This window comes from Microbacterium sp. zg.Y909 (genome assembly GCF_024626565.1).
In genome coordinates this window covers 1-26,517 of record NZ_JANJFJ010000025.1, presented here as the reverse complement: position 1 = coordinate 26,517, position 26,517 = coordinate 1, and the positions used below count along the sequence as shown (strand labels likewise).

General features: G+C 68.9%; 28 protein-coding genes. 11 read left to right on the top strand and 17 right to left on the bottom strand.

Annotated elements, in window-relative coordinates; genetic code table 11:
• Positions 1 to 422 precede the first annotated feature (422 nt).
• Positions 423 to 1,442, top strand: a complete 1,020-nt coding sequence (locus NQ160_RS03860) for a zinc-dependent alcohol dehydrogenase family protein (RefSeq protein ID WP_257513923.1) — start codon at positions 423 to 425, stop codon at positions 1,440 to 1,442.
• A 3-nt stretch (positions 1,443 to 1,445) separates the two neighbouring features.
• On the opposite strand, the gene NQ160_RS03855 is transcribed toward NQ160_RS03860, so the two are convergent.
• From NQ160_RS03855 to NQ160_RS03840, 4 genes are read right to left on the bottom strand one after another with little or no spacing between them, the layout of a single operon-like run.
• Entirely contained in the window at positions 1,446 to 2,246 is an 801-nt protein-coding gene (locus NQ160_RS03855; protein ID WP_308211439.1) for an ABC transporter permease, read from the bottom strand.
• Complete coding sequence (locus NQ160_RS03850) at positions 2,243 to 3,046, bottom strand: ABC transporter ATP-binding protein (RefSeq protein WP_257513922.1); 804 nt, start codon at positions 3,044 to 3,046, stop codon at positions 2,243 to 2,245. Before NQ160_RS03850 ends, NQ160_RS03855 begins: the two co-directional genes overlap by 4 nt.
• Positions 3,046 to 3,426 (bottom strand): DUF1048 domain-containing protein, encoded by a 381-nt coding sequence (locus NQ160_RS03845; RefSeq protein ID WP_257513921.1) that lies wholly within the window; start codon positions 3,424 to 3,426, stop codon positions 3,046 to 3,048. Before NQ160_RS03845 ends, NQ160_RS03850 begins: the two co-directional genes overlap by 1 nt.
• 1 nt (position 3,427) lies before the next feature.
• Positions 3,428 to 3,775, bottom strand: coding sequence for a PadR family transcriptional regulator (locus NQ160_RS03840; protein WP_257513920.1), 348 nt, complete (start codon positions 3,773 to 3,775; stop codon positions 3,428 to 3,430).
• Positions 3,776 to 3,936: 161 nt separating this feature from the next.
• On the opposite strand from NQ160_RS03840, the gene NQ160_RS03835 reads away from it, so the two are divergent.
• From NQ160_RS03835 to NQ160_RS03825, 3 genes are read left to right on the top strand one after another with little or no spacing between them, the layout of a single operon-like run.
• Positions 3,937 to 4,716 (top strand): SDR family oxidoreductase, encoded by a 780-nt coding sequence (locus NQ160_RS03835; RefSeq protein WP_257513919.1) that lies wholly within the window; start codon positions 3,937 to 3,939, stop codon positions 4,714 to 4,716.
• A gap of 58 nt (positions 4,717 to 4,774) precedes the next feature.
• Positions 4,775 to 5,626: an SDR family NAD(P)-dependent oxidoreductase gene (locus NQ160_RS03830; RefSeq protein ID WP_257513918.1), complete on the top strand. Its 852-nt coding sequence runs from the start codon at positions 4,775 to 4,777 to the stop codon at positions 5,624 to 5,626.
• Positions 5,627 to 5,648: 22 nt separating this feature from the next.
• A complete protein-coding gene (locus NQ160_RS03825; protein WP_257513917.1) occupies positions 5,649 to 6,263 on the top strand; it encodes a GyrI-like domain-containing protein in 615 nt (204 codons plus the stop codon).
• 53 nt (positions 6,264 to 6,316) lie between these two features.
• Here the strand turns inward: NQ160_RS03825 and NQ160_RS03820 are convergent, their stop codons facing one another.
• Positions 6,317 to 7,282 (bottom strand): capsular polysaccharide synthesis protein, encoded by a 966-nt coding sequence (locus NQ160_RS03820; RefSeq protein WP_257513916.1) that lies wholly within the window; start codon positions 7,280 to 7,282, stop codon positions 6,317 to 6,319.
• A gap of 159 nt (positions 7,283 to 7,441) precedes the next feature.
• On the opposite strand from NQ160_RS03820, the gene NQ160_RS03815 reads away from it, so the two are divergent.
• The gene (locus NQ160_RS03815; protein WP_257513924.1) at positions 7,442 to 9,157 is read left to right on the top strand and encodes a long-chain-fatty-acid--CoA ligase; all 1,716 of its coding nucleotides are present in this window, start codon (positions 7,442 to 7,444) and stop codon (positions 9,155 to 9,157) included.
• Positions 9,158 to 9,379: 222 nt separating this feature from the next.
• Here the strand turns inward: NQ160_RS03815 and NQ160_RS03810 are convergent, their stop codons facing one another.
• Positions 9,380 to 9,760, bottom strand: a complete 381-nt coding sequence (locus NQ160_RS03810; protein ID WP_257513915.1) for a DUF2255 family protein — start codon at positions 9,758 to 9,760, stop codon at positions 9,380 to 9,382.
• 151 nt (positions 9,761 to 9,911) lie between these two features.
• Here NQ160_RS03810 and NQ160_RS03805 point away from each other — a divergent pair, with 151 nt between their 5' ends.
• Together NQ160_RS03805 and NQ160_RS03800 are read left to right on the top strand one after the other, a co-directional pair.
• Positions 9,912 to 10,253, top strand: coding sequence for a TfoX/Sxy family protein (locus tag NQ160_RS03805; protein WP_257513914.1), 342 nt, complete (start codon positions 9,912 to 9,914; stop codon positions 10,251 to 10,253).
• A 25-nt stretch (positions 10,254 to 10,278) separates the two neighbouring features.
• Positions 10,279 to 11,124: an EamA family transporter gene (locus NQ160_RS03800; RefSeq protein WP_257513913.1), complete on the top strand. Its 846-nt coding sequence runs from the start codon at positions 10,279 to 10,281 to the stop codon at positions 11,122 to 11,124.
• A 78-nt stretch (positions 11,125 to 11,202) separates the two neighbouring features.
• Here NQ160_RS03800 and NQ160_RS03795 read toward each other — a convergent pair whose 3' ends face one another.
• Positions 11,203 to 12,075: a class II glutamine amidotransferase gene (locus NQ160_RS03795; protein ID WP_257513912.1), complete on the bottom strand. Its 873-nt coding sequence runs from the start codon at positions 12,073 to 12,075 to the stop codon at positions 11,203 to 11,205.
• Between the two features lie 37 nt (positions 12,076 to 12,112).
• Positions 12,113 to 13,063, bottom strand: a complete 951-nt coding sequence (locus NQ160_RS03790; RefSeq protein WP_257513911.1) for a manganese catalase family protein — start codon at positions 13,061 to 13,063, stop codon at positions 12,113 to 12,115.
• A gap of 156 nt (positions 13,064 to 13,219) precedes the next feature.
• On the opposite strand from NQ160_RS03790, the gene NQ160_RS03785 reads away from it, so the two are divergent.
• Positions 13,220 to 14,173 (top strand): NAD-dependent epimerase/dehydratase family protein, encoded by a 954-nt coding sequence (locus NQ160_RS03785; protein WP_257513910.1) that lies wholly within the window; start codon positions 13,220 to 13,222, stop codon positions 14,171 to 14,173.
• 9 nt (positions 14,174 to 14,182) lie between these two features.
• Here NQ160_RS03785 and NQ160_RS03780 read toward each other — a convergent pair whose 3' ends face one another.
• The 4 genes from NQ160_RS03780 to NQ160_RS03765 form a co-directional block, all read right to left on the bottom strand.
• Positions 14,183 to 14,902 (bottom strand): tyrosine-protein phosphatase, encoded by a 720-nt coding sequence (locus NQ160_RS03780; RefSeq protein WP_257513908.1) that lies wholly within the window; start codon positions 14,900 to 14,902, stop codon positions 14,183 to 14,185.
• Between the two features lie 66 nt (positions 14,903 to 14,968).
• Complete coding sequence (locus tag NQ160_RS03775; RefSeq protein ID WP_257513907.1) at positions 14,969 to 17,701, bottom strand: ATP-binding protein; 2,733 nt, start codon at positions 17,699 to 17,701, stop codon at positions 14,969 to 14,971.
• Between the two features lie 205 nt (positions 17,702 to 17,906).
• Positions 17,907 to 19,088 (bottom strand): ATP-binding protein, encoded by a 1,182-nt coding sequence (locus NQ160_RS03770; protein ID WP_257513906.1) that lies wholly within the window; start codon positions 19,086 to 19,088, stop codon positions 17,907 to 17,909.
• A gap of 103 nt (positions 19,089 to 19,191) precedes the next feature.
• Positions 19,192 to 19,857 carry a hypothetical protein gene (locus tag NQ160_RS03765; RefSeq protein ID WP_257513905.1) on the bottom strand — a complete coding sequence of 222 codons (666 nt, stop codon included), beginning with the start codon at positions 19,855 to 19,857 and terminating at the stop codon, positions 19,192 to 19,194.
• Between the two features lie 94 nt (positions 19,858 to 19,951).
• Here NQ160_RS03765 and NQ160_RS03760 point away from each other — a divergent pair, with 94 nt between their 5' ends.
• Entirely contained in the window at positions 19,952 to 20,842 is an 891-nt protein-coding gene (locus tag NQ160_RS03760) for an aldo/keto reductase (protein ID WP_257513904.1), read from the top strand.
• Positions 20,843 to 20,912: 70 nt separating this feature from the next.
• Here NQ160_RS03760 and NQ160_RS03755 read toward each other — a convergent pair whose 3' ends face one another.
• Positions 20,913 to 21,617 (bottom strand): TetR/AcrR family transcriptional regulator, encoded by a 705-nt coding sequence (locus NQ160_RS03755; RefSeq protein WP_257506363.1) that lies wholly within the window; start codon positions 21,615 to 21,617, stop codon positions 20,913 to 20,915.
• A gap of 167 nt (positions 21,618 to 21,784) precedes the next feature.
• On the opposite strand from NQ160_RS03755, the gene NQ160_RS03750 reads away from it, so the two are divergent.
• Both NQ160_RS03750 and NQ160_RS03745 read left to right on the top strand, forming a co-directional pair.
• Complete coding sequence (locus NQ160_RS03750) at positions 21,785 to 22,477, top strand: hypothetical protein (protein WP_257513903.1); 693 nt, start codon at positions 21,785 to 21,787, stop codon at positions 22,475 to 22,477.
• Positions 22,478 to 22,546: 69 nt separating this feature from the next.
• Positions 22,547 to 23,338, top strand: coding sequence for a PRC and DUF2382 domain-containing protein (locus tag NQ160_RS03745; RefSeq protein WP_257513902.1), 792 nt, complete (start codon positions 22,547 to 22,549; stop codon positions 23,336 to 23,338).
• A 255-nt stretch (positions 23,339 to 23,593) separates the two neighbouring features.
• On the opposite strand, the gene NQ160_RS03740 is transcribed toward NQ160_RS03745, so the two are convergent.
• The 4 genes from NQ160_RS03740 to rplI form a co-directional block, all read right to left on the bottom strand.
• Entirely contained in the window at positions 23,594 to 23,749 is a 156-nt protein-coding gene (locus tag NQ160_RS03740) for a hypothetical protein (protein ID WP_257513901.1), read from the bottom strand.
• 24 nt (positions 23,750 to 23,773) lie between these two features.
• Positions 23,774 to 24,175: a DUF5684 domain-containing protein gene (locus NQ160_RS03735; protein ID WP_257513900.1), complete on the bottom strand. Its 402-nt coding sequence runs from the start codon at positions 24,173 to 24,175 to the stop codon at positions 23,774 to 23,776.
• Positions 24,176 to 24,250: 75 nt separating this feature from the next.
• Positions 24,251 to 25,612: a replicative DNA helicase gene (gene dnaB, locus NQ160_RS03730; protein ID WP_257513899.1), complete on the bottom strand. Its 1,362-nt coding sequence runs from the start codon at positions 25,610 to 25,612 to the stop codon at positions 24,251 to 24,253.
• 439 nt (positions 25,613 to 26,051) lie between these two features.
• Positions 26,052 to 26,504 carry a 50S ribosomal protein L9 gene (gene rplI / locus NQ160_RS03725; RefSeq protein WP_257513898.1) on the bottom strand — a complete coding sequence of 151 codons (453 nt, stop codon included), beginning with the start codon at positions 26,502 to 26,504 and terminating at the stop codon, positions 26,052 to 26,054.
• Between the last annotated feature and the right edge of the window lie 13 nt (positions 26,505 to 26,517).

Here is a 26,517-nt window from a genome sequence, read left to right as displayed (position 1 = left end):
GAACTGGTACATCTGCTGCACGATGTTGCCGAGCAGCAACGGCACGGAGAAGAGGAGGATGACGCGCCAAGGGCTGCCGGTGGTCAGGGACGTGGACATGCAGGACTTCCGGGGAATCGGGGGGCGGGGACGCCGGAGCGGCGAAAGCAACGGGCCATCCTATCGCCGGATTCGAATCGATTCGAATCGCGGTCGGCGCGGCATCCCCTCACCGAGAAACCACTTCTCGGCTGAGACATCACGCGTCGCGTGGTGTCTCGCCGCGAAGATGGTGTCTCGCCGAACCGGTGGCCTCTCCTCGCCGGGGGCACCCGCCGGCCACCCCCATCCCTGCCACACCCCAGCCCCGGGGTCTATCGTGAGCGGCGCCGAGCACACAGCCCGGGCGACACCACAGAACGAACGTAACGAAGGAGACGCGCATGCGCGCAGTGATCATGCAGGCCGCAGGAGACGTGCGCGTCGAAGACCGGGACGACCCCGTGATCGTCGAGCCCACCGACGCCATCATCCGACTCGCTGCCAGCTGCATCTGCGGCTCGGACCTCTGGCCGTACCGCGGGGCGGACAAGGTGAACCGCACCCCCATGGGCCACGAGTACGTCGGGGTCGTCACCGAGATCGGCGACGACGTGCGCACCGTGAAAGTCGGCGACTTCGTCGTGGGGTCGTTCTTCGCCTCGGACAACACCTGCGAGATCTGCCGTGCCGGCTACCAGTCGCGCTGCGTGCACGCCGTGCCGATGGGCCGCATCGGCACGCAGGCCGAATACGCCCGCATCCCGCTGGCCGACGGCACCCTCGTCGCGACTCCCGGCCAGCCCGATGCCGACCTGATCCCCTCGCTGCTGGCGGCATCCGATGTGCTCGGCACCGGCTGGTTCGCCGCCGTCGCGGCAGAAGCCGGTCCTGGAAAGGCGGTGGCGGTCGTCGGCGACGGCGCCGTGGGGCTCATGGGGATCCTGGCCGCGCGCGAGCTCGGCGCCGAGCGCATCATCGCGATGAGCCGGCATGCCGACCGGCAGGCGCTCGCACGGGAGTTCGGCGCGACCGACATCGTCGAGGAGCGTGGCGACGCGGGCGTCGCCCGCATCAAGGAGCTCACCGACGGGCTGGGCGCGCACTCCGTGATCGAGGCGGTCGGCACACAGGAGTCGATGCTGCAGGCCATGCGCTCCACACGCCCCGGCGGTCACATCGGGTTCGTCGGCGTGTCGCACGACGTGAGCCTGCCGGGCCGCGAGATGTTCTTCGCGCTCGTGCACCTGCACGGCGGACCGGCGCCCGTGCGGCGATTCCTGCCCGAGCTGATCCAGCGCATCTGGGACCGCGAGATCGATCCGGGCAAGGTCTTCGACCTGGCGCTCCCCCTCGAGGATGCCGCAGAGGGCTACCGCGCCATGGACGAGCGCCGGGCGATCAAGGTGATGCTCACGGTGTGACCGTCAGCTGATCTTCCGACGGTAGATGCGCAGCGCGAGCACGAACGCCACCAGCAGAATGCCGAGGCACCACGCCAGCGCGATCCAGATGTCGGTGCCCACCGGCTGCCCCTGCAAGAGCGCACGCACGGTGTTCACGATCGAGGTGACCGGCTGGTGGTCCGCGAACCATCGGACCGGTGCGGGCATGGTGTCGGTGGGCACGAAGGCCGAGCTGATGAACGGCAGGAAGATCAGCGGATACGAGAACGCGCTGGCTCCGTCCACGGTCTTCGCCGTCAGCCCGGCGATGACCGCGAGCCACGTCAGGGCCAGTGTGAACAGCACGAGGATGCCGGCGACGGCCAGCCAGGCGAGCACACTCGCGCTGCTGCGGAACCCGATGAGCAGCGCGACCGCGATGACGATCGCCACCGCGGCGAGGTTGGCGACGAGCGATGTCAGCACGTGCGCCCACAGCACGCCCGAGCGGGCGATCGGCATCGACTGGAATCTCTCGAAGACACCGCTCTGCATGTCGAGGAAAAGCCGGTAGGCCGTGTACGCGACGCCCGAGGCGACCGTGATCAGCAGGATGCCGGGCAGCATGTAGTCCACGTACGCCGCCGACCCGGTGTCGATCGCGCCGCCCAGCACGAACACGAAGAGCAGCATCAGCGCGATGGGCGTGACCGCTGTCGTGATGATGGTGTCGGGGCTGCGCAGGATGTGGCGCAGGGAGCGACCCAGCAGCACGCCGGTGTCGCCGAAGAAATGGGCGCCCGAGCCGGCTGTGCCGGCGGGGACGCGTGCGGTGATGGTCACGACGGCTTCTCCTCCGTGGACCCGGCGGCGCCGCCTCGGTCCGCCGGGTCGCCGATGACGGCGAGGAAGATCTCCTCGAGACTCGGCTGCTTCTCGATGTACTCGGCCTTCGTCGGCGGCAGCAGGCGCTTGAGCTCAGCCAGCGTCCCCGCAACGATGATGCGCCCCTCGTGCAGGATCGCGATGCGATCGGCGAGGTGCTCGGCCTCTTGGAGGTACTGCGTGGTCAGCAGCACCGTGGTGCCGGCGGCGGCGAGTTCCCGCACGGCATCCCAGACGGCCAGACGCGCCTGCGGGTCCAGGCCCGTGGTGGGCTCGTCGAGGAAGATCACCGACGGGTGGCCGATGAGGCTCATCGCGATGTCGAGGCGACGGCGCATGCCTCCCGAATACGTGGCCACCCGACGGTCTGCGGCTTCGGCGAGCCCGAATCGATGCAGCAGCTCAGCGGCGATCCCGCCGGGGAGGGACTGGTGACGCAGACGCGCCACCAGCACGAGATTCTCCCGCCCGGTGAGCACCTCGTCGACGGCGGCGAACTGGCCGGTGAGACTGATCGACTCGCGGACCCGGGCGGGCGCGGCGGCGACGTCGAAGCCGTTCACCGTGACGCTGCCGGCATCCGCCCGCAGGAGCGTCGACAGGATGCGCACCACCGTGGTCTTTCCGGCGCCATTGGCACCGAGAAGGGCGAAGATGGTGCCGCGGTCGACGGCGAAGTCGACCCCGCGCAGCACGGGGAGAGCCCGGTAGGACTTCTCCAGACCGACCACCTCGATGGCCGGTGCAGGTGCGATCATCAGCCCGCCTCGTTCCCGTCCTGTCGACGTGCGGCATCGTCGATCGCCTGCGTGAGACGAGCGCGTTCCTTGTCGACCCATCGCTCCCCGCCATAGGCCTGCACGAAGGTGTCGGCGAAGTCGACCGGGTCGTCCCCGACGATCCCCCGTACGGAGGTGCCGTCGGCGGCCGCCTGCTCCCAGAGGTCGGCGAGGTCGGCGAACATCCTCACCATCGTGTCGCCGTCGGTGATCCCCCCGCACGCGAGGAGGTACCGGTGCACGGCCTGCGCGGCGGTGGCATAGGGCTCGGGAAGAGCTTTGATGCGCGCCACGTCGTGGCGATACTGCTTCTTCTGCTCGAGCGGCCCCGTGAGGTACTCGATCCACTTGCGTGTCATGTCAATCCTCTCCTCGGTCCTGCTCAGGGGTGGCGCGAAGCTGGTCCAGCCGACTCGACAGAAAGCTCCAGGTCCGCCAGAACTCCGCGAGGTACTCGCGGCCTCGCGCGTTGAGCGTGTAGACCTTGCGCGGCGGACCCTTCTCGGACGGCACTTTCGCCACGTCGACCAGCCCGCGCTGCTCGATGCGCACCAGCAGGGCGTACACCGTGCCCTCGGCGATGTCGCTGAACCCGCGATCACGCAGCGACGCGGTGATCTCGTATCCATAGGCGGGGCGCTCAGCCAGGATCGCCAGCACGATGCCCTCCAGGATGCCTTTGAGCATCTCGGTCGCCTGCTTGCCCATCGGACTCCTCACCACTACTCAATATTGCTGACTACCGGTACATAGTAACGCTTGGTACTGACGGCGCAACCCCTGGCATCCGAACAAGCCGGAGACCCCTTGTTTATGGTCAGACCACATGGGATGATCGCCATAGGAAATCCCAAAGAAGGGCACAGACCATGGAACGCACAGCCGTCATCACCGGTTCCGCCAGCGGAATCGGACGGGCCGCCGCCGAACTCCTCGCTGAGCGCGGTTACCGCGTGATCGGCGTGGACATCGCCGGGGCGGACATCAACGTCGACCTCACGACCCCCGAGGGTCGGGAGACTCTCGTGGCCGAGGTCACCGAGCGCTCCGGCGGCACCGTCGACGTCGTCATCGCCAACGCCGGACTGTCGTCGCCGACCGTGGCCACCGCAGCGGTGAACTTCTTCGGCGCCGTGGCCACCCTCGCCGGGCTCCGGCCGCTGCTGGCCGCCTCCCCCGCCCCGCGCGCGGTCGCGACCACCTCGATGGCGGCGCTGTTCCCGCCGGACGAGGCGCTGCTGCAGGCGTTCCTCGCCGAGGACGAGCCGGCCGCCCTCGCGCGTGCCGCCCAGCTCGCCGATGACCCCGCCCAGGCCAACCTCATCTACGGCACCTCGAAGCAGGCGCTCGCCCGCTGGCTGCGGCGCGTCGCGCCCACTCCCGAATGGGCGGGCGCAGGCATCGCCCTCAACGCCGTCGCCCCCGGCGTCGTCGCGACACCGATGACGTTCGATCTGACCGGTACCGAAGAGGCCAAGGCGGCGCTGCTGCAGCGCGTGCCGATGCCCCTCAACGGCATCTTCGAGCCGGGCGACGTCGCCGCCCTCATGGCCTGGCTCGTCAGCGAGGAGAACGCGCACCTGTGCGGTCAGGTGATCTACATCGACGGCGGGTCGGATGCCGTGATCCGCGGCGACTCCACCTGGTGACCTGAGCGCGCATGCGGGGCCCGGTTACGCTGTCCGAAGACGACAGGAAGGGTCCCGCATGACCGCTCTCTCCGACCCCACCGACCCCGTCCGCGGCGCCACCGTGCTGATCACCGGCGGGGCGCGCGGCATGGGCGAGCTCTTCGCCCGGCGCGCCGTCGCCGGAGGAGCGCGCGCCGTCGCCCTCTGGGACGTCGATGAAGAGGCGGCGAGCGCTCTGGCCGTGCGCCTGCGCACCTCGGGCGTCGATGTGCGCGCCTACCGCGTGGATGTCTCCCAGCAGGAGCAGGTCGCCACCGGCCTCGCCCGCACCCGCGAAGAGCTCGGCGAGCCCGACATCCTCGTGAACAACGCCGGCATCGTGCGCGCCGGGGTGTTCTGGGACAACGACCCCCACCGCGACATCGACCTCACCATGCGGGTGAACACCCTCGCCGCGATGTGGCTGACCCGCGAGGTGCTGCCGGCGATGATCGCCGACACCGGCCGCCCCAAGCGCATCCTCAACATCGCCTCGGCCGCGGGCACCCTCGCGAACCCCAACATGGCCGTGTACGCGGCATCCAAGTGGGCGATGATCGGCTGGAGCGACTCGGTGCGCCTCGAGCTGCGCGCGCGTGGCCACCGCCACATCGGCGTGACGACGTTCTGCCCCAGCTACATCTCCACCGGCATGTTCGCCGGAGCGCGCGGCCCCCTGCTGACGCCGATCATGACACCGCAGCAGGCCACCCGCGCCGCGTGGCGCGGCATGGTGCGCGGCACCCCGATGGTGCTGCGCCCGTGGACGGTCAAGCTCGCCATGGCGCTGCGCGGCGTGCTTCCGACCCGCGTCTGGGACGTCGTGGCCGACAAGGTGTTCAAGGTGTACTCCTCGATGGACCACTTCACCGGCCGCACCGGCTCGTAGCAGCACCCCCCGAGGAGCAGCCGTGAAGGTCGACCTGAAGAAGCAGATCGAGACCTACACGGCGCCTGCGGGGAGGTTCGAAGTGGTCACCGTGCCGCCGCTGCAGTACCTCATGCTCGACGGACACGGCGATCCGAACACGTCTCAGGCCTACGCCGACGCGCTGGCGACGCTGTATCCCGCCGCCTACAAGCTCAAGTTCTTCAGCAAGACCACCCTGGACATGGACTACGTCGTCATGCCGTTGGAGGCGCTGTGGTGGGCGCAGGACATGGAGACGTTCACCAGCGCCCGGGACAAATCCCAGTGGGACTGGACCGTGATGAACCTCGTGCCGCAGTGGATCACCGACGATCATGTCGCCGACGTCATCGCGATGCTCGAGCAGAAAGGCGACGCGCCGGCGCTCGATCGCCTGCGGCTCGAGACCCTCGATGAGGGCCTGGCGGCGCAGACTCTGCACGTCGGCTCGTACGACGATGAGGCCCCGGTGCTGGCGCGTCTGCACGAGGAATACCTGCCGGCGAACGGGCTGGCGCGCACCGGTAAGCACCACGAGATCTACCTCAACGATCCGCGGCGCACCGAGGCGGCGGCGCTGCGGACGATCCTGCGTCAGCCCGTCGCGCGGGTGTGAGCGGAGGCAGACGGCGGCGAACGCAGTGAGCACCCGCAACGGGCCGGCGCCCGCTACAACGCCCCGTGCTCGAGCAGCCGCGCCAGGATCGAGCCGTCGGGCACCGCCTCGGGGTCGTACTTGTAGCTGAGCTTCTGCACGATCGACAGGCGCGCCATGATGTCGGCGACGCCGGGGAACCAGGGCTCCATCATGCTCAGCTGCAGCAGGTGACTGGCGGTGCTCGAAAGCGAGGGGACCCGCGACCACTGCCCGCGGAATTCCGGGATCAGCGAGTGGAGCGTCTCGAAGATGCGGTGATAGAGGAAGTAGTCCGGCACGTCCTCACGGGCCTCCCACCACATCTCGAGCGCGACCCGCTGCAGCGTGATCACGAGAGAGCCCGGCACGGCGGCGATGAACCAGTTGCCGATCTCGCGATGCGTCCAGCGCGGGTAGACGACCCCCGCGTCGAGGTAGGTGAGGATCGCATCGTCCAGAGGGCCGGGCAGCCAGCAGGTGGCATCCACCCAGATCCCGCCGTACTTCTCCAGCAGCGCCACACGCACGTAGTCGGCGAAGTGCGCCGGATGGTGCTCGGCCAGCACCGAGGTGACGCGATCAGGGATGGCGATGAGTTCGCGGATGCCGGCGGCGTCGAGCACACGGGCATCGGGATGCACCTCGCGCACCCTGTCGATACAGGCACGCACGAGCTCGGGCGCCTGATCGACGCCCGCGTCCCAGTAGCAGTAGACCGGCAGCTCGTCGGTGCCGACGCGTCCGCCGTCGCGGGCGGCCAGGCGCCTGCCGTGGGCCACGCGCCCGCGCCCTGCAGGAAGCCCTGCGGCGGCGCGCAGCTCCGGCACGCGCGGGGTGAAGAACTCCGTCACGATGCGCCCGCCCCGACGGGCGGCAACGGGATCCACCGTGTCTTTGAATCTCTCCATCCGCAAGAACTGCGATTCCAGCCCCGCAAGGAAGGCGGCCACGGGGGCCGCGACGGCCGACGCGGGGCGCGAGACGCTCTCGTCGCTCATCGGGCCGATCCGCTGTCGCGACCACGGGCGCCTGGCATCATGGGCCCATCATGGCGCGACGACCGTCCGGCAACCACCCCTCCCCGCGCTGTCGACCTCGGGCGATGCCCTCGGCGCTGAAGCACCGGCGCTTCCAGGACGTAATCTTGTCCGGTGCAGATGAACAAAACCCGGGCCTGGAACCGCTTCTACGCGGAAGGGACGCCCGTCGACATCGAGCTGCCGACGGGCTCGCTCGTCGACCTGCTCGACGAGCGGACCGCGCAGTACGCCGACCGCCCTGCCGTGACCTTCTTCGGCGCCTCGCAGACCTACCGCGAACTCGCTGATCGCGTCTCCCGCGTGGCGGGCGGCCTGGCCGCGCTCGGGGTCAAGCCCGGGGACCGGGTGGCGCTCGTGCTGCCCAACGCGCCACAGCACCTCGCCGCCTTCTACGCCGTGCTGCGCCTGGGCGCGATCGTCGTGGAGCACAACCCGCTCTACACCCGCGACGAGCTCGAAGTGCAGTTCCGCGATCACGGGGCGACCGTCGTCATCACCTGGGACAAGATGGCCCCGGTGATCCAGTCGCTGCCCGCCGATCTCGGCATCCGCACGATCATCTCGGTCGACATCACCCGCGCGATGCCGCTGACGACCCGCCTTGCGCTGCGCCTGCCGATCGCGAAGGCGAAGGCCTCGCGCAACAAGCTCACCGCCCCCGCGCCGGGCACCATCCCGTTCTCGCAGCTCGAGAAGTCCGCTCCGCTGCCGGCATCCACCCCCCGCCCGTCGGTCACCGACATCGCGTGCCTGCAGTACACCTCGGGCACGACCGGCACCCCCAAGGGCGCGATCATCACGCACGGCAACCTGTGGGCCAACGCCCGCCAGGGTGGGGCCTGGATGCCGCGCTTCACGCACGGTGAGGGCAGCATCTACGGCCTGCTGCCGATGTTCCACTCGTTCGGCGTGCTGCTGTCGGTGATCTATGCCGTCGAGACGGGCTCGAACGCGGTGCTGTTCCCCACCTTCGACCCCGAGCTGGTGTCGCAGGCGGCGAAGCAGTACCCGCCGACGTTCATCCCCGCCGTGCCGCCGATGTTCGACCGGCTCGCCCGCGTCGCCCGCGAGGGCAAGCTCGACCTGTCGGACGTCGTCTACGCCATCTCCGGGGCGATGACCCTCACCCCCGCGATCGTGAAGCGCTGGGAGGAGCAGGCCGGCTCCATGCTCAACGAAGGCTACGGGCTCACCGAGACGAGCCCCGTGGCCCTCGCGAACCCGTTCAACTCCTCGCGCAAGATCGGCGCCATCGGCATCCCGTTCCCCTCCACCGACATCCGCGTCGTCGACCCCAACGAGCCCACACGCGAGGTCGAGCAGGGCGAGGTCGGCGAGTTGCTGATCAAGGGCCCGCAGGTCTTCCACGGCTACTGGAACCGCCCGGAGGAGACCGCGCAGGCACTGCTCGAGGGCGGCTGGCTGCGCACCGGCGACCTCGTCGTGCAGGATGAGGACGGCTTCGTCACGGTCGTGGACCGCAAGAAGGAGATCATCATCACCGGCGGCTTCAACGTCGCCCCGAGTGAGGTCGAGAAGGTGCTCAACGCCCTGCCGGGTGTGGCGGGCTCTGCTGTGGTCGGCATCCCCCGCGGCGGCGGCGCCGAGGTCGTGACGGCGGTCGTGGTGCCCGAGCCGGGTGCGACGTTCGACGAGGATGCCGCGCGCGCGGCGGCCCGCGAACAGCTCGCCGAGTACAAGCGCCCGAGCTCCTACCGCGTGTGGGAGGAGCTTCCCACCTCGCTCATCGGCAAGGTGCTTCGCCGGCGCGTGCGCGACACGCTCATCGCCGACCGCAACGCCGTGCGGGCCATCCCGGTCGACGAGGACTGAGCGTCCCCTCTCACCCGGTCCGCGGGGGTTCGATGCCACTCGGGCACCGGTGATCGCCACGTCGCCCGCCCCCTCTCCCCGGATGCGGAGATCTGCCGAAATGCGGATGCCGGCGCGGGAAACGTCCTCATCCGGGCGGATCTCCGCATTCCGGCGCACCCCGAACCAGCCCGGTAGCCCCACCTCACCCAGACCCGGGCCGGCAGACCCGGGTCCGCGCGCTCAGCGCGGGTCGATGCGCAGCGTCGTCTCGTGGGATGCCGGTCCCGTGACGGTGCCGACGATCTGCGGCCCGTAGCGGTCGTACTTGGCGTGGTAGGCGGCATCCACCGCCTCCTGCGTCGCAGTGTCGGCGGCGTCGATCGCGGTGAACGTCACCGCACGGTCCACGCCGCCGGCGCGGACGCGTCCCACCCCGGCGTGCCGGGCACGCCGGTACCAGGGGTTGTCGGGGCCGTACGCCGACCGGATGTAGAGAGCGTCGCCGGAGCGCACCGTCCAGATGGTGACGAAGGGGCGTTCGGTGCCGTCGCGGCGGGTCGAGGAGACCTGCAGCTCCTCGGCGCCGCCGATCCGGGTGAGGTCATCGGCATCCCAGCTCATCGGCTCCCCCTCCGCCTTCCCCGGCGCCGGAGGCCGGACGGCTGACTCCGACCGTACGACGCCGCAGACGGCCGCACCAGGGTCCCCCTCGACGGCGGCGGCCCTGCGCTCTACGCTGACCGGCATCCAGACGACGCTGCGAGGTGATGACATGACCGTGATGGTGGTGGATGCGGCGCGGCGCGATCTGCTCGACCGCGTGCTGCGGCGACTTCCGGCGGGGTTGGTGCGCGAAGTGCCGATGTTCGGCACGATCGCCGTGATGTTCGACGGATCGATGCTCGTCGCGGCACGCAAGGACCTGGGACTGCTCGTGCACGTCAGCGCCGACGACGACGCCGATCTCGTGACACGGCCCGAGGCCGTGCGCGCCGAGATGGGCCCCGGCCGTTCCATGGGCCCGGGGTGGATCCACATCAACCCCGATGCGGCGCAGGACGAGGGGACGCTGGACTTCTGGGTCGCGCAGGCGCTGCGGCGCCAGGCCGGCTGATCCGCCGCGTCGCAGGCTGGATGCCGTGAACCCGGGGATCCTGCTGGCGCTGCTGTCGGCCGTCGCATACGGAACATCGGACTTCATCGGCGGCGTCGGGGCGCGTCGGTCCTCGCCCTTGCAGATCCTGCTCATCGGCCAGATCGCGGGGACGCTCGCCCTGCTGACGGCGGCACTGATGCTCGGGGGCACGCCGACGACGACCGACATCGCATGGGGCGTGGCCGCGGGCGTCGGGTCCGCGGCCGGTGGACTGTTCCTGTACCGGGGACTGGCACGCGGTCGGATGGGTCTGGTCGCGCCCCTGTCGGCCGTCGGGGCGGCGGCGCTGCCGGTGCTCGTGGGGGTGGTGCTCGGCGAGCGTCCCGGCCTGCTGGTCTGGGCCGGCATCGTCATCGCCCTCCCGGGCATCTGGCTGGTCTCCCACGAGGCCGGGCCCTCACGCCCGCAGCAGTCGTGGGGTGCGCTCACGGACGGCGCGCTCGCGGGGGTCGGATTCGGCCTGCTGTTCATCTGCCTGGCGCAGATCGGCCCCGATGCCGGCCTGATGCCGCTCGCCGCGAACCAGGCCACCGGGGCAGTGCTGGCCGGCATCGTCGCGGGGGCCGCGCGACCGCGACCGCGCTGGCGCGGCCACCGCGCTGCGATCGGCTGGGGCGCCGCGGCGGGGCTGACCGGCGCGGTGGGCACCCTCGCCTTCCTGCTGTCCAGCGGCCAGACCACCCTCGCCGTGGCCGCCGTGCTCAGCTCGCTCTACCCCGCCGTCACCGTCCTGCTGGCGGCCGGCGTGCTGCGGGAGAGGCTCAGCGGGCCGCAGGGTGCCGGCATCGGCATCTGCACACTCGCCATCGTCGCGCTCTCGCTCGGCTGAGGGCCCCGCTCACCTGAAGGAGCTGTCTCGCCGACGACCTGCGGGCGCCAGGCCGCTCGCGCGTCGCACCCGGCGGCGTCAGGCGAGCGGGGTGAACACCGGGTCGGCGCCGCGGGTGAAGACGCCGACCGTGGCGGTGGGGATCTCCTGCCAATGCCGGCGCGACCAGTGCAGCTCGAGTGGTTCCGAGACCACGAGCTGCGCCCCGTCGGGAAGGCGCTCGGCACGCCCCTCGCCCACATGCAAGGTCTCCGGCCCGACGCTGTGGAAGAGCGACGGCGGCGGCAGCTCGCCGGCATCCGCGCTCAGCCACCGCGCCACCACCAGGCGCTCACCGTCGGAGGCGCAGAACGCGCCGCGGAACGCCGCGGTGACGCCGTGCGCGGCGCGCGCCGCTTCGACGTGAGCGATCATCCGCCCCAGGGCACCCGCTGGATCGGTGGCGAGGCCGTAGGTCAGCGCGAGGAAGAAGCACACTTCGCTGTCGGTGGTGCCCCGGATGTGCGGGTACAGCTCGGGCGCGACATCCATCGTGAGGTCGCGCTTGAGCGCGGCGAACCCGCCGATCTCGCCGTTGTGCTGGAACATCCACCCGTCGTGCACGAAGGGGTGGGCGTTCTGCTCGGCGATCGTGCCGCCGGGCGCCGCCCGCACGTGGGCGAGGAAGCAGGGGGACTCGATCTGCGCTGCGAGGTGGCGCAGGTTGTCGCTGTCCCATGCCGGCGTGACCTGCCGGAACTGCCCCAACGTGCCCGCGCGGCCAGACCAGGCGAGACCGAAACCGTCGCCGTTGGTGGGGAACGCGTGCTCCCGGAACTGCGACGCCATCGTCGTGCCGGGCAGGTACAGCCGGCGGGCGACCAGGCTCTGGTCTATCAGCGAGTGGTCGGGGCGCACCAGCACGTCTTCGACGGCAAGCGGGGAGCCGAGATACGCGATCCACCGGCACATCCCGACACCCCCTTGCGTCTCGCCCGGACCGAGGCTGCTACTTCATCTCGCCGAACGTGCGATCGATGTCCTTCATCTCCATCGCGGCGGTCGCCTCGATGAGCTCCCGCAGGTCGGCGTCGGCGCCAGGCGAGAATTCTTCGGGGCGTTCGGGGGCGATCGTCATCGGCACGCCGGCCGGCGCCTGCTCGGTGGCATCCAGCTGGGTGCCGTCCTTGGAGGGCGACAGGCCCTGGAAGATCTTCCCCGCCTCGGACAGGTTGGTGAGGTCGAAGGAGTACTGCTTGCTCTGCAGGCCCATGTCGAGCAGCCGCGCGACCTCGGGGAACTTCTCCGCGTTGGTCTTGGGGATGGGCAAGGCGGTGCGCCAGTTGACGCCGAGGGTCTCTAGCGCGCGGGCGAACGCGTTCTCGTGCGCCTGGTCGCGGACGATCAGGTAGGAGATCGTGCTGCGGGCCGTCTTGTTGGAGGTCATCTCGTAGAGGCGGCACTTCTGCAGGCGACCGGTCGACTCGAGCATGAGGTTGTAGAGCAGGTCGAGCACGAGGTTGCCCGAGTTGTAGACGTAGCTGCCCAGCCACGGGTTGCCTGCGGCATCCACGGGCATGGCCCCCTGCGCACCGACCAGGTAGTGGTGGATGTTGCTCTCGGACGTCGCGACCTGCAACGGCGTCGCGCCACCCGCACCGGGAGCGTCGACGGTGTCGGTGGGCTTGCCCTTGTACCCGGGCGATCCGTCGAGCAGCCGGGAGATGGTCGTGCCGATGAGCTCGACGTGGCTGATCTCCTCGGTGCCGATGCCCTGGATGAGGTCCTTGTAGGGCTTCGCCGACGGGCCGCGGAAGTTGATGCTCTGAAAGAGGTACTGCATCATCGTGCGCATCTCGCCGAACTGCCCGCCCAGGCCCTCCTGAAGCGCGTTCGCGGCGTCGGGATCGGGCTGATCCTGGTCGATCTCGTTGATCAGCTGCTGAACATGGAAGTACATATTTCCTCCAATGGTTTGGTGGGCACAGCCTCGCCGCATCCGCAGGCTCGCGAACCCCCCTCGCGCGGCGGCCGTGCGGCGCGTAGTCTCATCGGTCGCCCATTCCGCACGCCGCGGGATCGCGGTCCTGATCCGATTGATGCGATGCTCAGGACCATGCCCTCAGAAACCCATGTCATCGTCGGCGCCGGTCCGGTGGGTTCGGCCGTCGCGGACCGGCTGGCCGGGGCCGGGCACCGGGTGCGGGTGATCACCCGCTCAGGCCGAGGCCCGGAGCACCCGAACGTCGCGCGGATGGCGGTGGACGCGTCCGACCGCACGGCGCTTGCCGACGCCGCCCAGGGAGCGGCCGTGCTCTACAACTGCGCCAACCCCGGCTCGTACGAGGCCTGGCAGCGGGAGTGGCCGCCGCTGGCCGCGTCGATCCTCCACGCCGCCGAGACCTCTGGGGCGGTGCTCGTCACGCTGGGCAACCTGTACGGGTATGGGCCCGTGGATGAGCCGATGACCCGACGGATGCCGCTGCGCCCTTCGGACCACAAAGGCGCCCTTCGCGCCCGAATGTGGGAAGAGGCACGCGCCGCCCACGCCGCGGGACGGATCCGGGCGACCGAGGCCCGCGCATCGGACTACGTCGGACCGACGGTGCCCCGGGGAAGCTCGATCCTTGCCATGTACGCCCAGTCCACGCTGGCGGGGAAACCCGCGTGGGTCTTCAGCGACCCCGACCAGCCGCACGCCTGGACCGCCATAGAAGACGTCGCCGAGACCCTCATCGCGCTCGGCGCTGATGAGCGCGCCTGGGGGTCGCCGTGGCTCGTCCCCTCGAGCCCACCGGCGAGTGTGCGCGAGGTGCTCACCGAGATGGGTCAGGTCGTCGGGGCCGGGCGACCCCGGCTGCGGCGCGTGCCCCGCGCAGCGCTGCGCGCGGGCGGGGCGGTCGTGCCGCTCCTGCGCGAGCTCACCGGCGTGCTGTACCAGTTCGACCGGCCGTTCCTCGTCGATGCGGAGGAGACGACGGCCGAACTCGGGATCGAGGCCACTGAGTGGAGCGACCTGCTGGAGCGGACAGCGCGGGCGTGGCAGGTGCGCGCCGTCACGCGGAGCTGACTCGCTGGATCAGGTTTCCCCGGCGGGGGTTTTTTCCCTCCAGGTGACGATCGCGCGCTCCGTCTCTTCGTCGACCCTCGCATGGCGAAACCACTGGTCGACGTCGAGCTGTCGATACATCTCGCGGAACGCCGAATCCGCCGTGTGGCCGAACCTCCCGAGCACCGCGTGGCGCTCTTCGACGTCGAAGGAGCGGCCGTGGAGCGCGCGCATCGCCTGCGCGTTCGCGAACGATGCGAGGTAGTCGGCGGCGGCGGCATCCTCCGTGACGTCCAATGCCTTCAGCAGGAAAGCAGCAACGAGTCCGGTTCGGTCCCAGCCGGCACCACAGTGAAAGAGGACTGCCCCCGCGGGCGCGGTCGCGATCGCCTGGAGCACTTCAGCAAGGCGGTGCGGCAGCTCGTGAAGATGAGCGGCGTAGTACAGCGGGGTCCCCCACCGCCCGTCTTGTTCGAACGGAGCCCAGAAATCCCGTTCATCACCGTCGAGATCGACCCGCACGGCGAGCATGTCGTCCGGCACCCGGCCCGTGACCTCGTCCGGCCGGCGGAGGTCGATGACGGTGCGCACACCATGGCCGCGGAGGGCTTGCCACCCCGAAGAGTCCACACGATCCAGCGCCTCGGCGCGCACGAACGCGCCGGTCGGTGTCAGCGATCCGTCCGTGCGCTCGAGCCCGCCCAGGTCGCGTGCGTTGGCGAGTCCGCTGAGGGCGAGAGCGACCGGCATGCCGTCAGCCTCCCACGCAGGCGGGTCCTGCGAACGGACTTCCTGCCCCGCAGCCGAGCACCGTCGTCACAGGTGAAGCTCCTTGAGCTGGCGTCGGGAGGTGATGCCGAGCTTTCGGAAGATCGTGCGCAGGTGAGCCTCGATCGTTCGCGGGCTCAGGAAGAGCATCGCGGCGACCTCCCGCGTAGTGGCGCCGGTCGCGACGGCACGCGCGATCTGCAGCTCATGCTCGGTCAGCGCAGTGCTGGGCGGAGCGTTACGGGCACGGGGGTGCTCGCCCGTCGCGCGCAGTTCCCTGGCGGCACGCTCCGCGAAACCCACCGCTCCCATGTCAGTCAGCATGTCGTGCGCCGTGCGGAGTTCTTCTCGCGCCTCGCGGCGACGCCCTTCGCGCCGGAGCCACTCGCCGTACAGCAGGTGAGCTCGCGCAAGATGGCCGGTCACCCGGGAATCGGCCAGCCGCTCGATGGCCTCCCGGTAGTGGTTCTCGGCGGCATCCCCCGTGGTGATCAGAGCCTGCGAACGCGCCATCAGCCCGAGCGCCCACGGGGTTCCGCTCGCGTCGGCACGTGCGGCGAGCTGCGCATACGCTGCGCGGGCGGCCTGCGCATGACCTGCGCGGGCGGCCGCTTCGACCAGCTCGGGGAGGGCGACGCTCTGCACGGAGAAATCATCGGATGCCACGGCGCGCTGAGCCGCGGTCATGGCTGTGGCGAAACTGCCTGTTGCGTTGCGCAGCACCGCGGACGCGTAGTGCGCCACAGCGGCTTGGGCACCGGCGCCCTTTTCCGCAGCCTGGACGCTGCGTCGATGAAGCTCAGGGGCCTCTGATTCCCCGCCTCGCCATGCTGCGAGGAACAGCTCCCCGTGCGGCAGTGGCACAGCCCTCGTCGCGCGGGCGATTGCCGTGCTCTCGGCCAGCAGCTCCGCGGCACGACTCAACTCGCCGCGCAGCGCGTGTGCCGCCGAAAGAGCGATCAGCGCGACATGCAGGGTCGCCACCGCCCCCGCCGTACGCGCAATGGTGACCTTGCGCGCCGCGAGGTCGTACATCAACTCGTCCTCGAAGAGTGCGACGGCCGTGCGGCTGGCGAGCCAGAGCCAGCGGTCGCTGTCCGTGCCGCGGTAGACGTCTCGACTGAGCTCTTCATCACGTAACGAGGCGACCGCTCTTCGCAGCGTGTCCACGCCGGCGACGTATCCCTGCGTGTAGACCGTCACGAGCCCGTCGAGAAGGAGGTCCAGCGGCCGTGGCTGCTCCGCCGGTCGCGGCGCGGCCCGGGCCGCCTCGGCAACCCCTTGCACGTCGCCTCCGGCGATGACGGCGGTGTTGAGGGCGAGCAGAAAGGCCTCGCGAGACACCGCGGGGTCAAGCGGCGCCAGCGCGTGCGCCGCGTCCAAGAACATCACCGGAACGTCGTCGCTGTGGACGAGATAGAAGGTGATGTGAGCCCTGTACAGCGTGAGGCGCGCGGATTGCAGGGGACTCAGCGGCCCTTGCGCTGCGAGCGCGAGCAGCGTCAATGCCTCATCTGCAGCGCCCGCCTCATGTTTCGCCTGCAGCGCGATCATCGCGCGCTGCGTGCGAAGAGCAGGGTCGGGAGTCAGTTGCGCCGCGCGCTGCAGAAGGGCAGCTGCGGCTGCCATGCCGCCGCGCCCGAGTGCTCGCTCCCCGGCGCGCTCCAACTCGACGGCGACGTCTTCGTCTGGGCCGAGGACGGCCTGCCCCCGATGCCACGCGCGACGGTCTGGATCGATGCGCGGGTCGGTCGCCGCAGCCAGCGCTTCATGTGCCTGGCGACGTTCCGATGGGACTGCGGCACGGTAGATCGCCGAGCGCACCAGGGGATGCCGGAACCGCACCTTCGAGTCGATGGTGAACAACCCCACGGACTCGGCCGGGGCGGCCGCGGAACGCTCGATCCCGAGCTGGGACAATGCGCGGAACAGCAGTGGCACCTCGCCCGTCGGCTCGGCGGCTGCGAGGAGGAGAACACGTTGCGTCTCGGACGGCAGGGCTGTCGAGCGTTGCCGAAAGGCCTCTTCGAGGTGCTGCGGGACGTCGGGGCGGTCATGCACGCCGAATCCGCTCGCCAGAGTCGCCGGCCCGACGCTGCGCGGCAGCTCCAGCAGAGCCAGCGGGTTTCCGCGTGCTTCCGCGATGACGCGCTCACGCACGGAGGCGTCGATCAGGGTGGGGGTCTCGGCATCGAGCAGCTCCCGCGCGTCGGCCTCACCGAGTGCGGGAACCGTGAGAACCGGCATCCCGGTGAAGGCAGCGGACGCGCTGTCGTCGGAATCACGGCCCGCGACGACGAGCGCCAGCCGTTCGGCAGACACTCGCCGAGCCGCAAAGGCGATGACCTCCGCCGAGGCCCGGTCCAACCACTGCGCGTCGTCGACGAGGCAGAGCAGAGGCTGTTCTTCGGCACCCTCTGCGAGCAGATTCAGCACCGCCAGGCCGACCAGGAACCGGTCCGGCGCAGGCCCCGTCTTCGCGCCGAAGGCTATCGCGAGTGCGTCGCGTTGGGGCGCGGCCAGCGCCGCGTCGTACTCCAGAAGCGGAGCGCACAGCTGATGCAGCGCGGCGTACGCGAACTGCGACTCCGATTCCATGCCGGTGGCGCTTTCCACCCGGAACCCCAGCGCCTCGGCGGCGGTCCGCGCGTAGTCGAGCAGGGACGTCTTGCCGATCCCCGCCTCACCGCGTGCATTCAGCGCCCTGCTCCGCCCGGCGTGCGCATCGGCGAGGGTGCGATCGAGAGCCTCGCATTCTGCGTGCCGGCCGAGCAGGTGCACCCGCGTTCCCCTATCGCTGTCGATCGAGTTGTGACGGGCGTTGTCGCTCGGGTCAGCGGACCATCCCACCCTGTCGTTGCCACACAGTATCCACGTTCCAACCGTGACGACCAACGAAGAAAAGCTCCGTTGCGAGAGGAGCTGGAGACAGGGTCGGGGTGAGTCGGACGTCGTGTCGGGACGCGGACGCCGTGAGGCCCCTCACTCAGGACGGAAGGTCGGGCGCGGGGTAAGCGTGCCACCCGCCGTCTTCGCCCCCGTCGTGCGCTTCAGCGGCGAGCCGACGGCGGATGTATGCGCCGAGATACGGAAGAGAGAACTGCACGTACCCGTGGCCGACAGGGTGGACGTAGCCAGAGTCGATGAGCCGCTTCTTGTAGACCTGGACGTAGGCGTCGGACACGCCCATACGCTTGACGATGTCAGCAACCTTCGTGCGGTCGTCGTCCTCTGCCATCGCGTCGAGGAACTTCTGGTCGACGTCGGAGAGGTCGCCGTAGACACGACTGATGACGCGGCTCTCGACCGCGCGAATGGCCCGGTCGTGGGCGACAGTGGCGTCGGCGAGGGTGATGCTCGAAGCGTTGCTGTCGTTACGCCAGGCGTAGTCGCCAGCGAGCTGGACGAGGTATGGGTAGCCCTGGGCGAGGGAGACGAGCTTGTCCAGTGCGTCGGCGTCAATGCTGCGGCCGCCAAGGCCGGCAGTCTCAACGAACACGCGTCGGGTTTCAGGGGCTGAGAGGCGCTCGAACTCAATCTCTCGTGACCGTCGAAGAAAAGTGGTGTGCTCTTCGGCCAGGAGCGCGTCGAGGCTGACCTTGACGCCGGCGAAGACGACCATGATCTGTGCGCCATCCTCGAGGGCGTGTGACACCTGCAACGCGAACTTGCTCAGCTCGCGCAGGCGCACTTTGCCGGAAGAGACCTCGTCGATGGTGATGAGGACGCCGCCGGTCCCGCCCAGCGCGGTGGACAGGGCGACCAAATCGGTGCGTAGCTGCGGTTTCACGGTGCGGTGCCGGTCGATGTACTCGATCTCGGCACTGAACTCCCAGATGCCGAGGTTGGTGAGCCGGGCGCGGGTGGCGGGTGTCATCTCGTTGATGAGGGTAGGGATGGTGGAGTCCATCACCCGGCTCATGAGCCCGGCACTGGCATCGTCACTGATGACCAGCCACCCGGCTTCGCGCGCGGCGTCCTGGAGCGTGGTGAGGAATGACGTCTTTCCGACTCCGCGCAGGCCCGAGACGAGCACCGAGTGATTTTCGCCGAAGTCGAGGGTGTCGAAGACCGCCTTGAGCTCATTGAGCTCTTCCCCGTGCCCACCGAAGATGGCAGGCTTCCTTCCGTAGCCGGGAGTAAACGGACTCGGTGCACCCTCGGCCATAGTCAAACCCCAAATCGTATTTATTTTATTCTATTCGGGCACAGGGTCCCTGGCCAGTGTCGGCGCCGAGCCACCCGTGAGCGGGTTATCCGCTCAGAGCGGCTCAGCCTTCGGCGGCGGCCATAGCCGCGTCCGCGACCATCGCTGGGTATTGCAGCATCCCCAGGTGACCTAGCTCGAGCGTCCGCACGGGCCAGCCTGCGTTGGCGGCGACGCCGATCTCGTCGGCGTAGGTGGTTCCGAATGCCACGTAGCTGCAGGTGAGTTCAGCCGCCCAGTTCCGAGCCGCCGAGATGCGACACGACAGGTACGAGGCGGGAATGGACGGTGTGCTGGCATCCGCCCGCGCGAAGGTCGCGTCGTCCGGAAACAGCGGGCGCACGCTCTCTTCCGGCCACCACCGCGTCCAAGGCGGCAGAATGCCGCTACTCGCGTTCGCCGCCAGGGCGTCGCGCACACCCTCGGGCACGACAGGCCATGTGCCACCGTGCAGTGGCGGAATGATCGCGTCGAGGAACACCACCCGCCTGACCGCGGAAACCGCCGTGACGGCGGGAATGAAGTTGCCGGCGTTCGAGTGAGCGATCGCCGCCGTCGCACCGAATCGCACCGCGGCCGCGGCGTATTCTTCGCCGGCCGCTTCCGCGGTCCCGACCGACGTCGGCGCGACCCACTCGGCCACCAGTCCTCGCGTACGCAACTCGGAAACGAGGGGATCCATCACAAAGCCGGGGAGGAAGACGCTCCCCATGACGATCACGCGATCCACGGCGACATCCTAGAAATGTCCCGCAGAATGTCCAGTCCCACCTACGCGCGCGGCCGCGCCTGGCAGTCTTGAGAAGACGCGACGAGGAGAAGCAATGAAGCAGCGCACTCTGGCAGGACGACAGGTTTCGGCGATCGGCCTGGGCGCCATGCCACTGTCGATGAACAACGACAAGCAGTACCCGTCATTCGAGGATGCCGTGGCAACCGTGCACGCCGCGCTCGACGCGGGCGTGACGCTCATCGACACGGCCGACATCTACGCCCCCGACGGCGAGGAGATGGGGCACAACGAGCGCATCGTCGCCGAGGCGCTCCGGACATGGGACGGGGAGTCGTCGGACATCTTCGTCGCGACCAAGGGCGGCATCACGCTCGGGGAAGGGGGAGCCAAGGGCCGCGACGGGTCGGAGGCGTACCTGCGCTCGGCCGCGGAGAAGTCACTTGAGATCCTCGGCGTCGACCAGCTCGACCTGTACCAGTACCACCGTCCCGACCGCACACGTGTCTACGCCGACATCATGCGGGGACTGAAGTCGTTGTACGACGACGGCCTCGTCCGCGCGATCGGCATCTCGAACGCGAGTGTCGAAGAGATCCAGATCGCTCTCGACGTGCTCGGCGAAGGCAACCTCGCCAGCGTCCAGAACGAGTTCTCGCCGAAGCATCCGGGAAGCATCGACGAATTGCGCTTCTGCGCCGCTCACGACATCGCCTTCCTGCCGTGGAGTCCTCTCGGCGGCACCGGCGGCGGCGCCAGCAGCGTGGGCGACCGGTTCTCGGCCTTCCGCGAAGTCGGCGATGCACACGGCGTCAGCCCACAGCAGGTCGTGCTGGCGTGGGAGCTCGCCCTCGACCCGCACGTCATCCCGATCCCCGGTGCGCGGCGTGCGGCATCCATCAGGGACTCCGCGAAAGCCGCCGACCTGGAACTCACCCCTGAGGAAGTGACTCGGCTGTCGGAATCGGTGGCGATTTTCGACTGACGCGCCGGCGGGGTGATGCGATCGGTACCTGATCCACGCTGACTCCCACGTCGCCAGCAGCGGTGGCTCCTTACTGGGTGAGCTCGCGGTTCAGCCGGTCCAGCAGTGCCTCCAGGGAGACTTCGAATTCTTCGTCGCTGCGGTCTTCGCTGAGGAGGGTGCGGAGGCGCTTCACTTCGGGTGCCGCCTCTAGACTGACCTGCCCGTCGCCTTCGGGGATGGTGGCGTCACCCTCGTCGAGGGGTTCTTCGACCGGGCCGGTTTCCGCGCCGCGTACGGCGGATTCCAGCAGCAAGTGGCCGAGCAGGAAGCTGCTGAAGGACCGGTAGGCGTCCACCGCCTGCTGGTCGGTGAAACCGTGCCCGATGAGGGTGCCGAGGAACGTGTCGACCACTTCGACGCTGCGTAGCGGGGGGCGCAGCCAGGGGGCTGCCGGGTGCCGGGTCGCAACCAGCGGAAACGCGAGCGGGTGATCAATCGCGATCTGGCGGACGTGGTGGGCGACGGTTTGCAGAAACCCCTGCCAGTGTTCGGCGAGCTCATCGTCAAGATCCGAGGTCAGGTTCTCCATCAGCAGAGCCACCACCCCCTCCAGCAGATCCTCTCGCCCGTGTACGTACCGATACAGCGACATCGCCTCTACGCCGAGTTCCTGCCCCAAGGAGCGCATCGACAACCCCTGCGCGCCACGCCGGTCGATCTGCGCGAGTGCGGTCTCGATGATCAGGCCGCGGCTCAGACGACGGGACTGCGTACCCGTCGGCTTCTTCGTCACCCGGACGCTCATAGCACATTCCCTCCCATCACGCGCAACCCCCCTCGCCAAGTCATTTCGGGCGCTGTACTGTCACGCTAGTCGGCTTACGGTGTAAGCGGGCTGGTAGCCGGTCCGCACGTTTCGTCTCCTGCGGCTCCGACGCCCCAACCCAAGGGATCGAGACAATGGCAAACAATCGCACCGACCGCCCCGACAGCGCCGCAGCCCGCCCTGTCATCGCAAACCGCAACGACGACGCCGCGAAGGAGTCGCTGATCGGCACCGAACGGGGCGGCCGCACGGCGAACGTGTCGTGGGGGTCGATCATCGCCGGGGTGGTGACCTTTCTGGCCGTCACCATCCTGCTCTCCCTCGTCACCGCCGGCATCGGCCTGGGAGGCTCTGGCATCGGGGCGACCATCTGGAGCGTCAGCGCCCTCGTGATCGCTCTTGCCGCGGCAGGTTTCGTCGCCGGTGCGCTGGCGGTGCGCAGCGGACTGCTGCACGGATTCTTGACCTGGGCGACGTCCCTCGTGGTCGCTCTCGCCCTGACTGTGTGGCTCAGCGCCAGCCTGCTCGGGGGCGTCGTCAGCTCCGCCACCCAGGCACTGTCCGGGACCGACGTCACCCAGGTCGTCGAGGACGTGCAGAGCAACGTCGACGAAGAAGAAGCGCAGGAGCAGACCGATGAGGCGCTGCAGGACGCGCAGCAGACGGCGGAGGATGCCGCCGCGACCGCTCAAGCCGCCTCGTGGTGGGGCTTCGCCGGTCTGCTGATCGGCGCGGTGATCGCGGCCCTCGGCGGGATGCTCGGCGTGCGGAGCGTCGTCAAGCGTGGCCCCGACACCACTGCCGTGCAGGTCACCACAACCCGGTGACACGGCTCCCGGTGGCGGTGCCCGCGCCGGTCTCAACACGTACGAACAAACGAACGATAGGAAGCAGTCATGATCAGCACAGACAACATCAGCGGGCTCATGGGAGCAGCGGTGATCGACTCCGACGGGGAGAAGATCGGCACGCTCGAGCAGATCTACCTCGACACCGACACCGGGGCGCCCACCTGGGCGGCGGTGCGCACCGGTTTCTTCGGCACTTCGGAGTCCTTCGTGCCCATCGACGACGCCAACCAGGACGGCGAGAACCTGCGGGTGGGCTACGCGAAAGAGTTCGTGAAGAACGCACCGCGCATCGACGCGGAGGGGGCGCTGGAGCACGCGCAGGAAGACGAGCTGTACGTCTACTACGGCAACGGTTCCCGCAACACCAGCGCCGCTGAAGGGACCGGCACGGTCCGTGACGCCAGTGACAGGGCGGTGGACACGAGCACCGGGTATGACACGTCCGGTCCGACCACCGACGATGCGATGACCCGCTCGGAGGAGCGCCTGCGCGTGGGCACCGAGAAGGTGCAGACCGGTCGCGCACGGCTGCGGAAGTACGTCGTCACGGAGGAGAAGACCGTCACTGTCCCCGTGAGCCATGAGGAAGTGCGGCTGGAACGCGAACCCATCACCGACGCCAACGTTGCGGATGCCATGGACGGGCCGGCCATCAGCGAGGAAGAGCACGAGGTCGTCCTCACTGAGGAGCGGCCCGTCATCGCCAAGGAGACCGTTCCGGTCGAGCGTGTCCGCCTGGGAACGGAAACCGTGACCGAGGAGGAGACGGTCACCGAGCAGGTCCGCAAGGAACAGATCGACTACGACGACGGCACGGGCCGCGCCGACCGCGCCTGACCCTTCAGTCGCGGGCCTCGCGCGCAGGGACCGGACCGCCCGGGTACGCCTCGGACGGTCCGGTCCCTGCCGCTCTTCCCGGGGCTATCTCACCATCCGCGCGGCGGTGATCATCGGAACGCGCGTCGATCCGTTCGACGCCATCGAAGCGGAAGCTGTTGCGCACGTTCCGATGATGACTCCGGCGCTTTCTGCGACCCTGACGGCCACATCGTCGCTCGGGTTCGCGAGCACGCGCCCCCACGTCCGATGCCGTCACGCGATGTACTCCGCCGAGAAGTGGTCCTCGGGCAGCAGATGCGCGTACGCCTCGCGCCACGTCGAGACGTGGAGACCGGCGATCTCCCCGTATCGCTCACCACCGGAATCCGGGTCGTGAACGTCATGCGCAGATCGTGGCAGAGAGATCATTGCCGGCCGGCGATGAAAACCGGCTCAGATACGGGCGCGGCTGTACGTGTCGCTGGAGTAGCTGATGACGAAGTAACCGATCAGAGGCAGCAACCAGAGGAGGAACACCGAGAAGACCGCGCCGTGCCCGAACCCGCGCCCGAGCCGCAGCGCGACGATGATCGCGAGGACGATGTTTGCGATGGGGACGAGATACAGCAGCGTCCACCATGCCGACAGTCCCGCGGCTCGCACGATGAAGAACGCGGCGACCAACGGGATCAGCGCCGTCCACCCGGGCTGGCCTGCCTTGTTCAGGAAGGGCCACACGGCGGCGACGAACAGCACGTAGCCGACGAGACCCCCGATCCCGCCGAAGACGACCCCGGACTCATCGCGGGACGAGACGTCGAGCACGACCGACAGGATCTGAGTCGGGGTGTGCATGGCGTGAGTCTAGGACGCCGGCCGGCGCGAAGAGGAGATCGCTCAGTGCGGATCCTGCAGACATCGCGGCGTGCGCTACACCGGCGCCATATCGGTGAAGCGGGAGAAGTGACCCTGGAACGCGATCTCGATCGTCGCGGTAGGACCGTTACGGTGCTTCGCGACGATGAGGTCGGCCTCGCCGGGGCGGGTGTCCTTGTCGTACACCGAGTCGCGGTGCAGCAGCATGACCATGTCGGCATCCTGCTCGATCGAGCCGGACTCTCGCAGGTCGCTGACCTGCGGACGCTTGTCGGTGCGCTGCTCAGATCCACGGTTCAGCTGCGACAGTGCGATGACGGGCACCTGCAGCTCCTTCGCGAGCAGCTTCAGCGCACGCGAGAACTCGCTGACCTCCTGCTGACGCGACTCGACCTTCTTGCCGCTGGTCATCAGCTGCAGGTAGTCGATGATCACCATGCGCAGCCCCACTCGCTGCTTGAGTCGACGGCACTTCGCGCGGATCTCGACCAGCGTCATGTTGGGGCTGTCGTCGATGTACAGCGGGGCGTCGTTGATGCGGCCACGCGTCGCGGCGATGGTGGTCCAGTCGCGCGAATCCAACGTGCCCTTGCGCATGTTCTGCAGCGGCACCGCGCCCTCGGCGCTCATGAGGCGCATGGCGATCTCACTGCGCCCCATTTCGAGCGAGAAGAAGATCGTCGGCATGTTGTGCTTGATGGCCGCGGCGCGCGCGAAATCGAGCGCGAGCGTGGACTTTCCCATGGCGGGTCGGGCGGCCACGACGATCATCTGACCGCCGTGCAGGCCGTTGGTCAGCTCGTCGAGCTGGGCGAACCCGGTAGGGATGCCCGTCATCGAGCCGTCCCGGCCGCGCGCGGCCTCGATCTCATCGATCGCGGAGGTGACGGCGATCTCGAGCGGAACGTAATCCTCCGCGGCCTCGGCGCCGGTGACCGAGTAGATCTCGGCCTGGGCGTTGTTGACGAGCTCGACGGCCTCGCCCTGGCCGGAGTACCCCATCTGCACGATGCGGGTGCCTGCCTGCACGAGGCGGCGCAGCAGCGCCCGCTCGGAGACGATCGTGGCGTAGTAGCCGGCGTTGGCTGCCGTCGGCACGATCGAGGTGAGCGAGTGCAGGTAATCGGCCCCGCCGGCGCGCTGCAGCTCGCCCGTCTTGATCAGCTCGTCGGTCACGGCGACGACGTCTGTCGGCTCGCCGTGCGAGTACAGGCTGAGGATCGCCTCGAAGATCAGCTCGTGCTTGGGCACATAGAAGTCGGCCCCGCGCAGCGTCTCGATGACGTCGGCGACAGCGTCCTTCGACAACAGCATGCCGCCCAGCGCGCTCTGCTCGGCGAGGACGTCATGCGGCGGCGTGCGCTCGTGCTCACGGCGTCCGCCGAGTCGTTCGTCGGAGATGTCAGCGATGGACACGCAGCCGTACCTCCGTCATTTTCGGGTGTTGTCGGGGTGGGACACGTTCACGCTATGCACGGCCACCGACACTCGCAACCAAGCCTGTGGATAACTATGTGGAAAGTCTGCGTGAAACGCCGTGAACCCTGTGTACAACCCCTGTGGAAAACGCCCGGGATACCGGAAACGAGCAAACGCGATTCGATCGTTGACCGGGGATTTATTTGTTCACAACCTGTGGATGGGATTGTGGTTGAAGTAGGCGTTGAAGGTTGGGGACGGAGTACCACGTTATGCACAGCCACACACCCCCGGCCTGCGTCGGATGCCGTCTGTGGAAAGGCTCCCACGGGGCGCATCGGGCCCTCAGCGAGCCCGAAAACGACGGATGCCGTGAACCCGGTGAGGGTCCACGGCATCCGTGTCGTTCTGTCGCCCCAGAAGGACGACGCACCGCTTACTTGGCGGCGACCACCTGCAGCGTGATCACGGCGGTGAGGTCGTCACGCAGGCGAACGGTCGCCTCGTGCTCGCCCACGGACTTGATCGTGGAGGTGATGTGGATCTTGCGCTTGTCGAGCTCGCCGAGCCCGGCAGCCTTGACCGCGTCAGCGACGTCACCGGTCTTGACCGAACCGAAGAGGCGACCCTCGTTGCCGGCCTTGACGGCCAGACGAACCTTGGTCGACTCGAGCGAGTTCTTCAGGGCCACGGCCTCTTCGTGGTCGTGGATCGCGCGCGACTCGCGGGCGGCGCGAATCGACGCCACCTGCTTCTCGCCACCGCGGGACCACATCACTGCGAAGCCCTGGGGGATGAGGTAGTTGCGGGCGAACCCGTTCTTGACCTCGATCACGTCGCCGGCGCTTCCGAGCCCGGCGACCTCATTCGTGAGAATCAGCTTTGCCATGTCCGGACCCCTT

Coding starts and splice junctions, on each gene's coding strand:
- NQ160_RS03740 (WP_257513901.1), bottom strand. CDS start 23,749: ATGATCTCTCTGCCACGATCTGCGCATGACGTTCACGACCCGGATTCC.
- NQ160_RS03745 (WP_257513902.1), top strand. CDS start 22,547: ATGATCAGCACAGACAACATCAGCGGGCTCATGGGAGCAGCGGTGATC.
- NQ160_RS03735 (WP_257513900.1), bottom strand. CDS start 24,175: ATGCACACCCCGACTCAGATCCTGTCGGTCGTGCTCGACGTCTCGTCC.
- NQ160_RS03805 (WP_257513914.1), top strand. CDS start 9,912: ATGACCGTGATGGTGGTGGATGCGGCGCGGCGCGATCTGCTCGACCGC.
- NQ160_RS03750 (WP_257513903.1), top strand. CDS start 21,785: ATGGCAAACAATCGCACCGACCGCCCCGACAGCGCCGCAGCCCGCCCT.
- NQ160_RS03840 (WP_257513920.1), bottom strand. CDS start 3,775: ATGGGCAAGCAGGCGACCGAGATGCTCAAAGGCATCCTGGAGGGCATC.
- NQ160_RS03835 (WP_257513919.1), top strand. CDS start 3,937: ATGGAACGCACAGCCGTCATCACCGGTTCCGCCAGCGGAATCGGACGG.
- NQ160_RS03830 (WP_257513918.1), top strand. CDS start 4,775: ATGACCGCTCTCTCCGACCCCACCGACCCCGTCCGCGGCGCCACCGTG.
- NQ160_RS03780 (WP_257513908.1), bottom strand. CDS start 14,902: ATGCCGGTCGCTCTCGCCCTCAGCGGACTCGCCAACGCACGCGACCTG.
- NQ160_RS03860 (WP_257513923.1), top strand. CDS start 423: ATGCGCGCAGTGATCATGCAGGCCGCAGGAGACGTGCGCGTCGAAGAC.
- NQ160_RS03850 (WP_257513922.1), bottom strand. CDS start 3,046: ATGATCGCACCTGCACCGGCCATCGAGGTGGTCGGTCTGGAGAAGTCC.
- NQ160_RS03760 (WP_257513904.1), top strand. CDS start 19,952: ATGAAGCAGCGCACTCTGGCAGGACGACAGGTTTCGGCGATCGGCCTG.
- NQ160_RS03790 (WP_257513911.1), bottom strand. CDS start 13,063: ATGTACTTCCATGTTCAGCAGCTGATCAACGAGATCGACCAGGATCAG.
- NQ160_RS03770 (WP_257513906.1), bottom strand. CDS start 19,088: ATGGCCGAGGGTGCACCGAGTCCGTTTACTCCCGGCTACGGAAGGAAG.
- NQ160_RS03815 (WP_257513924.1), top strand. CDS start 7,442: ATGAACAAAACCCGGGCCTGGAACCGCTTCTACGCGGAAGGGACGCCC.
- NQ160_RS03785 (WP_257513910.1), top strand. CDS start 13,220: ATGCCCTCAGAAACCCATGTCATCGTCGGCGCCGGTCCGGTGGGTTCG.
- rplI (WP_257513898.1), bottom strand. CDS start 26,504: ATGGCAAAGCTGATTCTCACGAATGAGGTCGCCGGGCTCGGAAGCGCC.
- NQ160_RS03820 (WP_257513916.1), bottom strand. CDS start 7,282: ATGAGCGACGAGAGCGTCTCGCGCCCCGCGTCGGCCGTCGCGGCCCCC.
- NQ160_RS03810 (WP_257513915.1), bottom strand. CDS start 9,760: ATGAGCTGGGATGCCGATGACCTCACCCGGATCGGCGGCGCCGAGGAG.
- NQ160_RS03845 (WP_257513921.1), bottom strand. CDS start 3,426: ATGACACGCAAGTGGATCGAGTACCTCACGGGGCCGCTCGAGCAGAAG.
- NQ160_RS03795 (WP_257513912.1), bottom strand. CDS start 12,075: ATGTGCCGGTGGATCGCGTATCTCGGCTCCCCGCTTGCCGTCGAAGAC.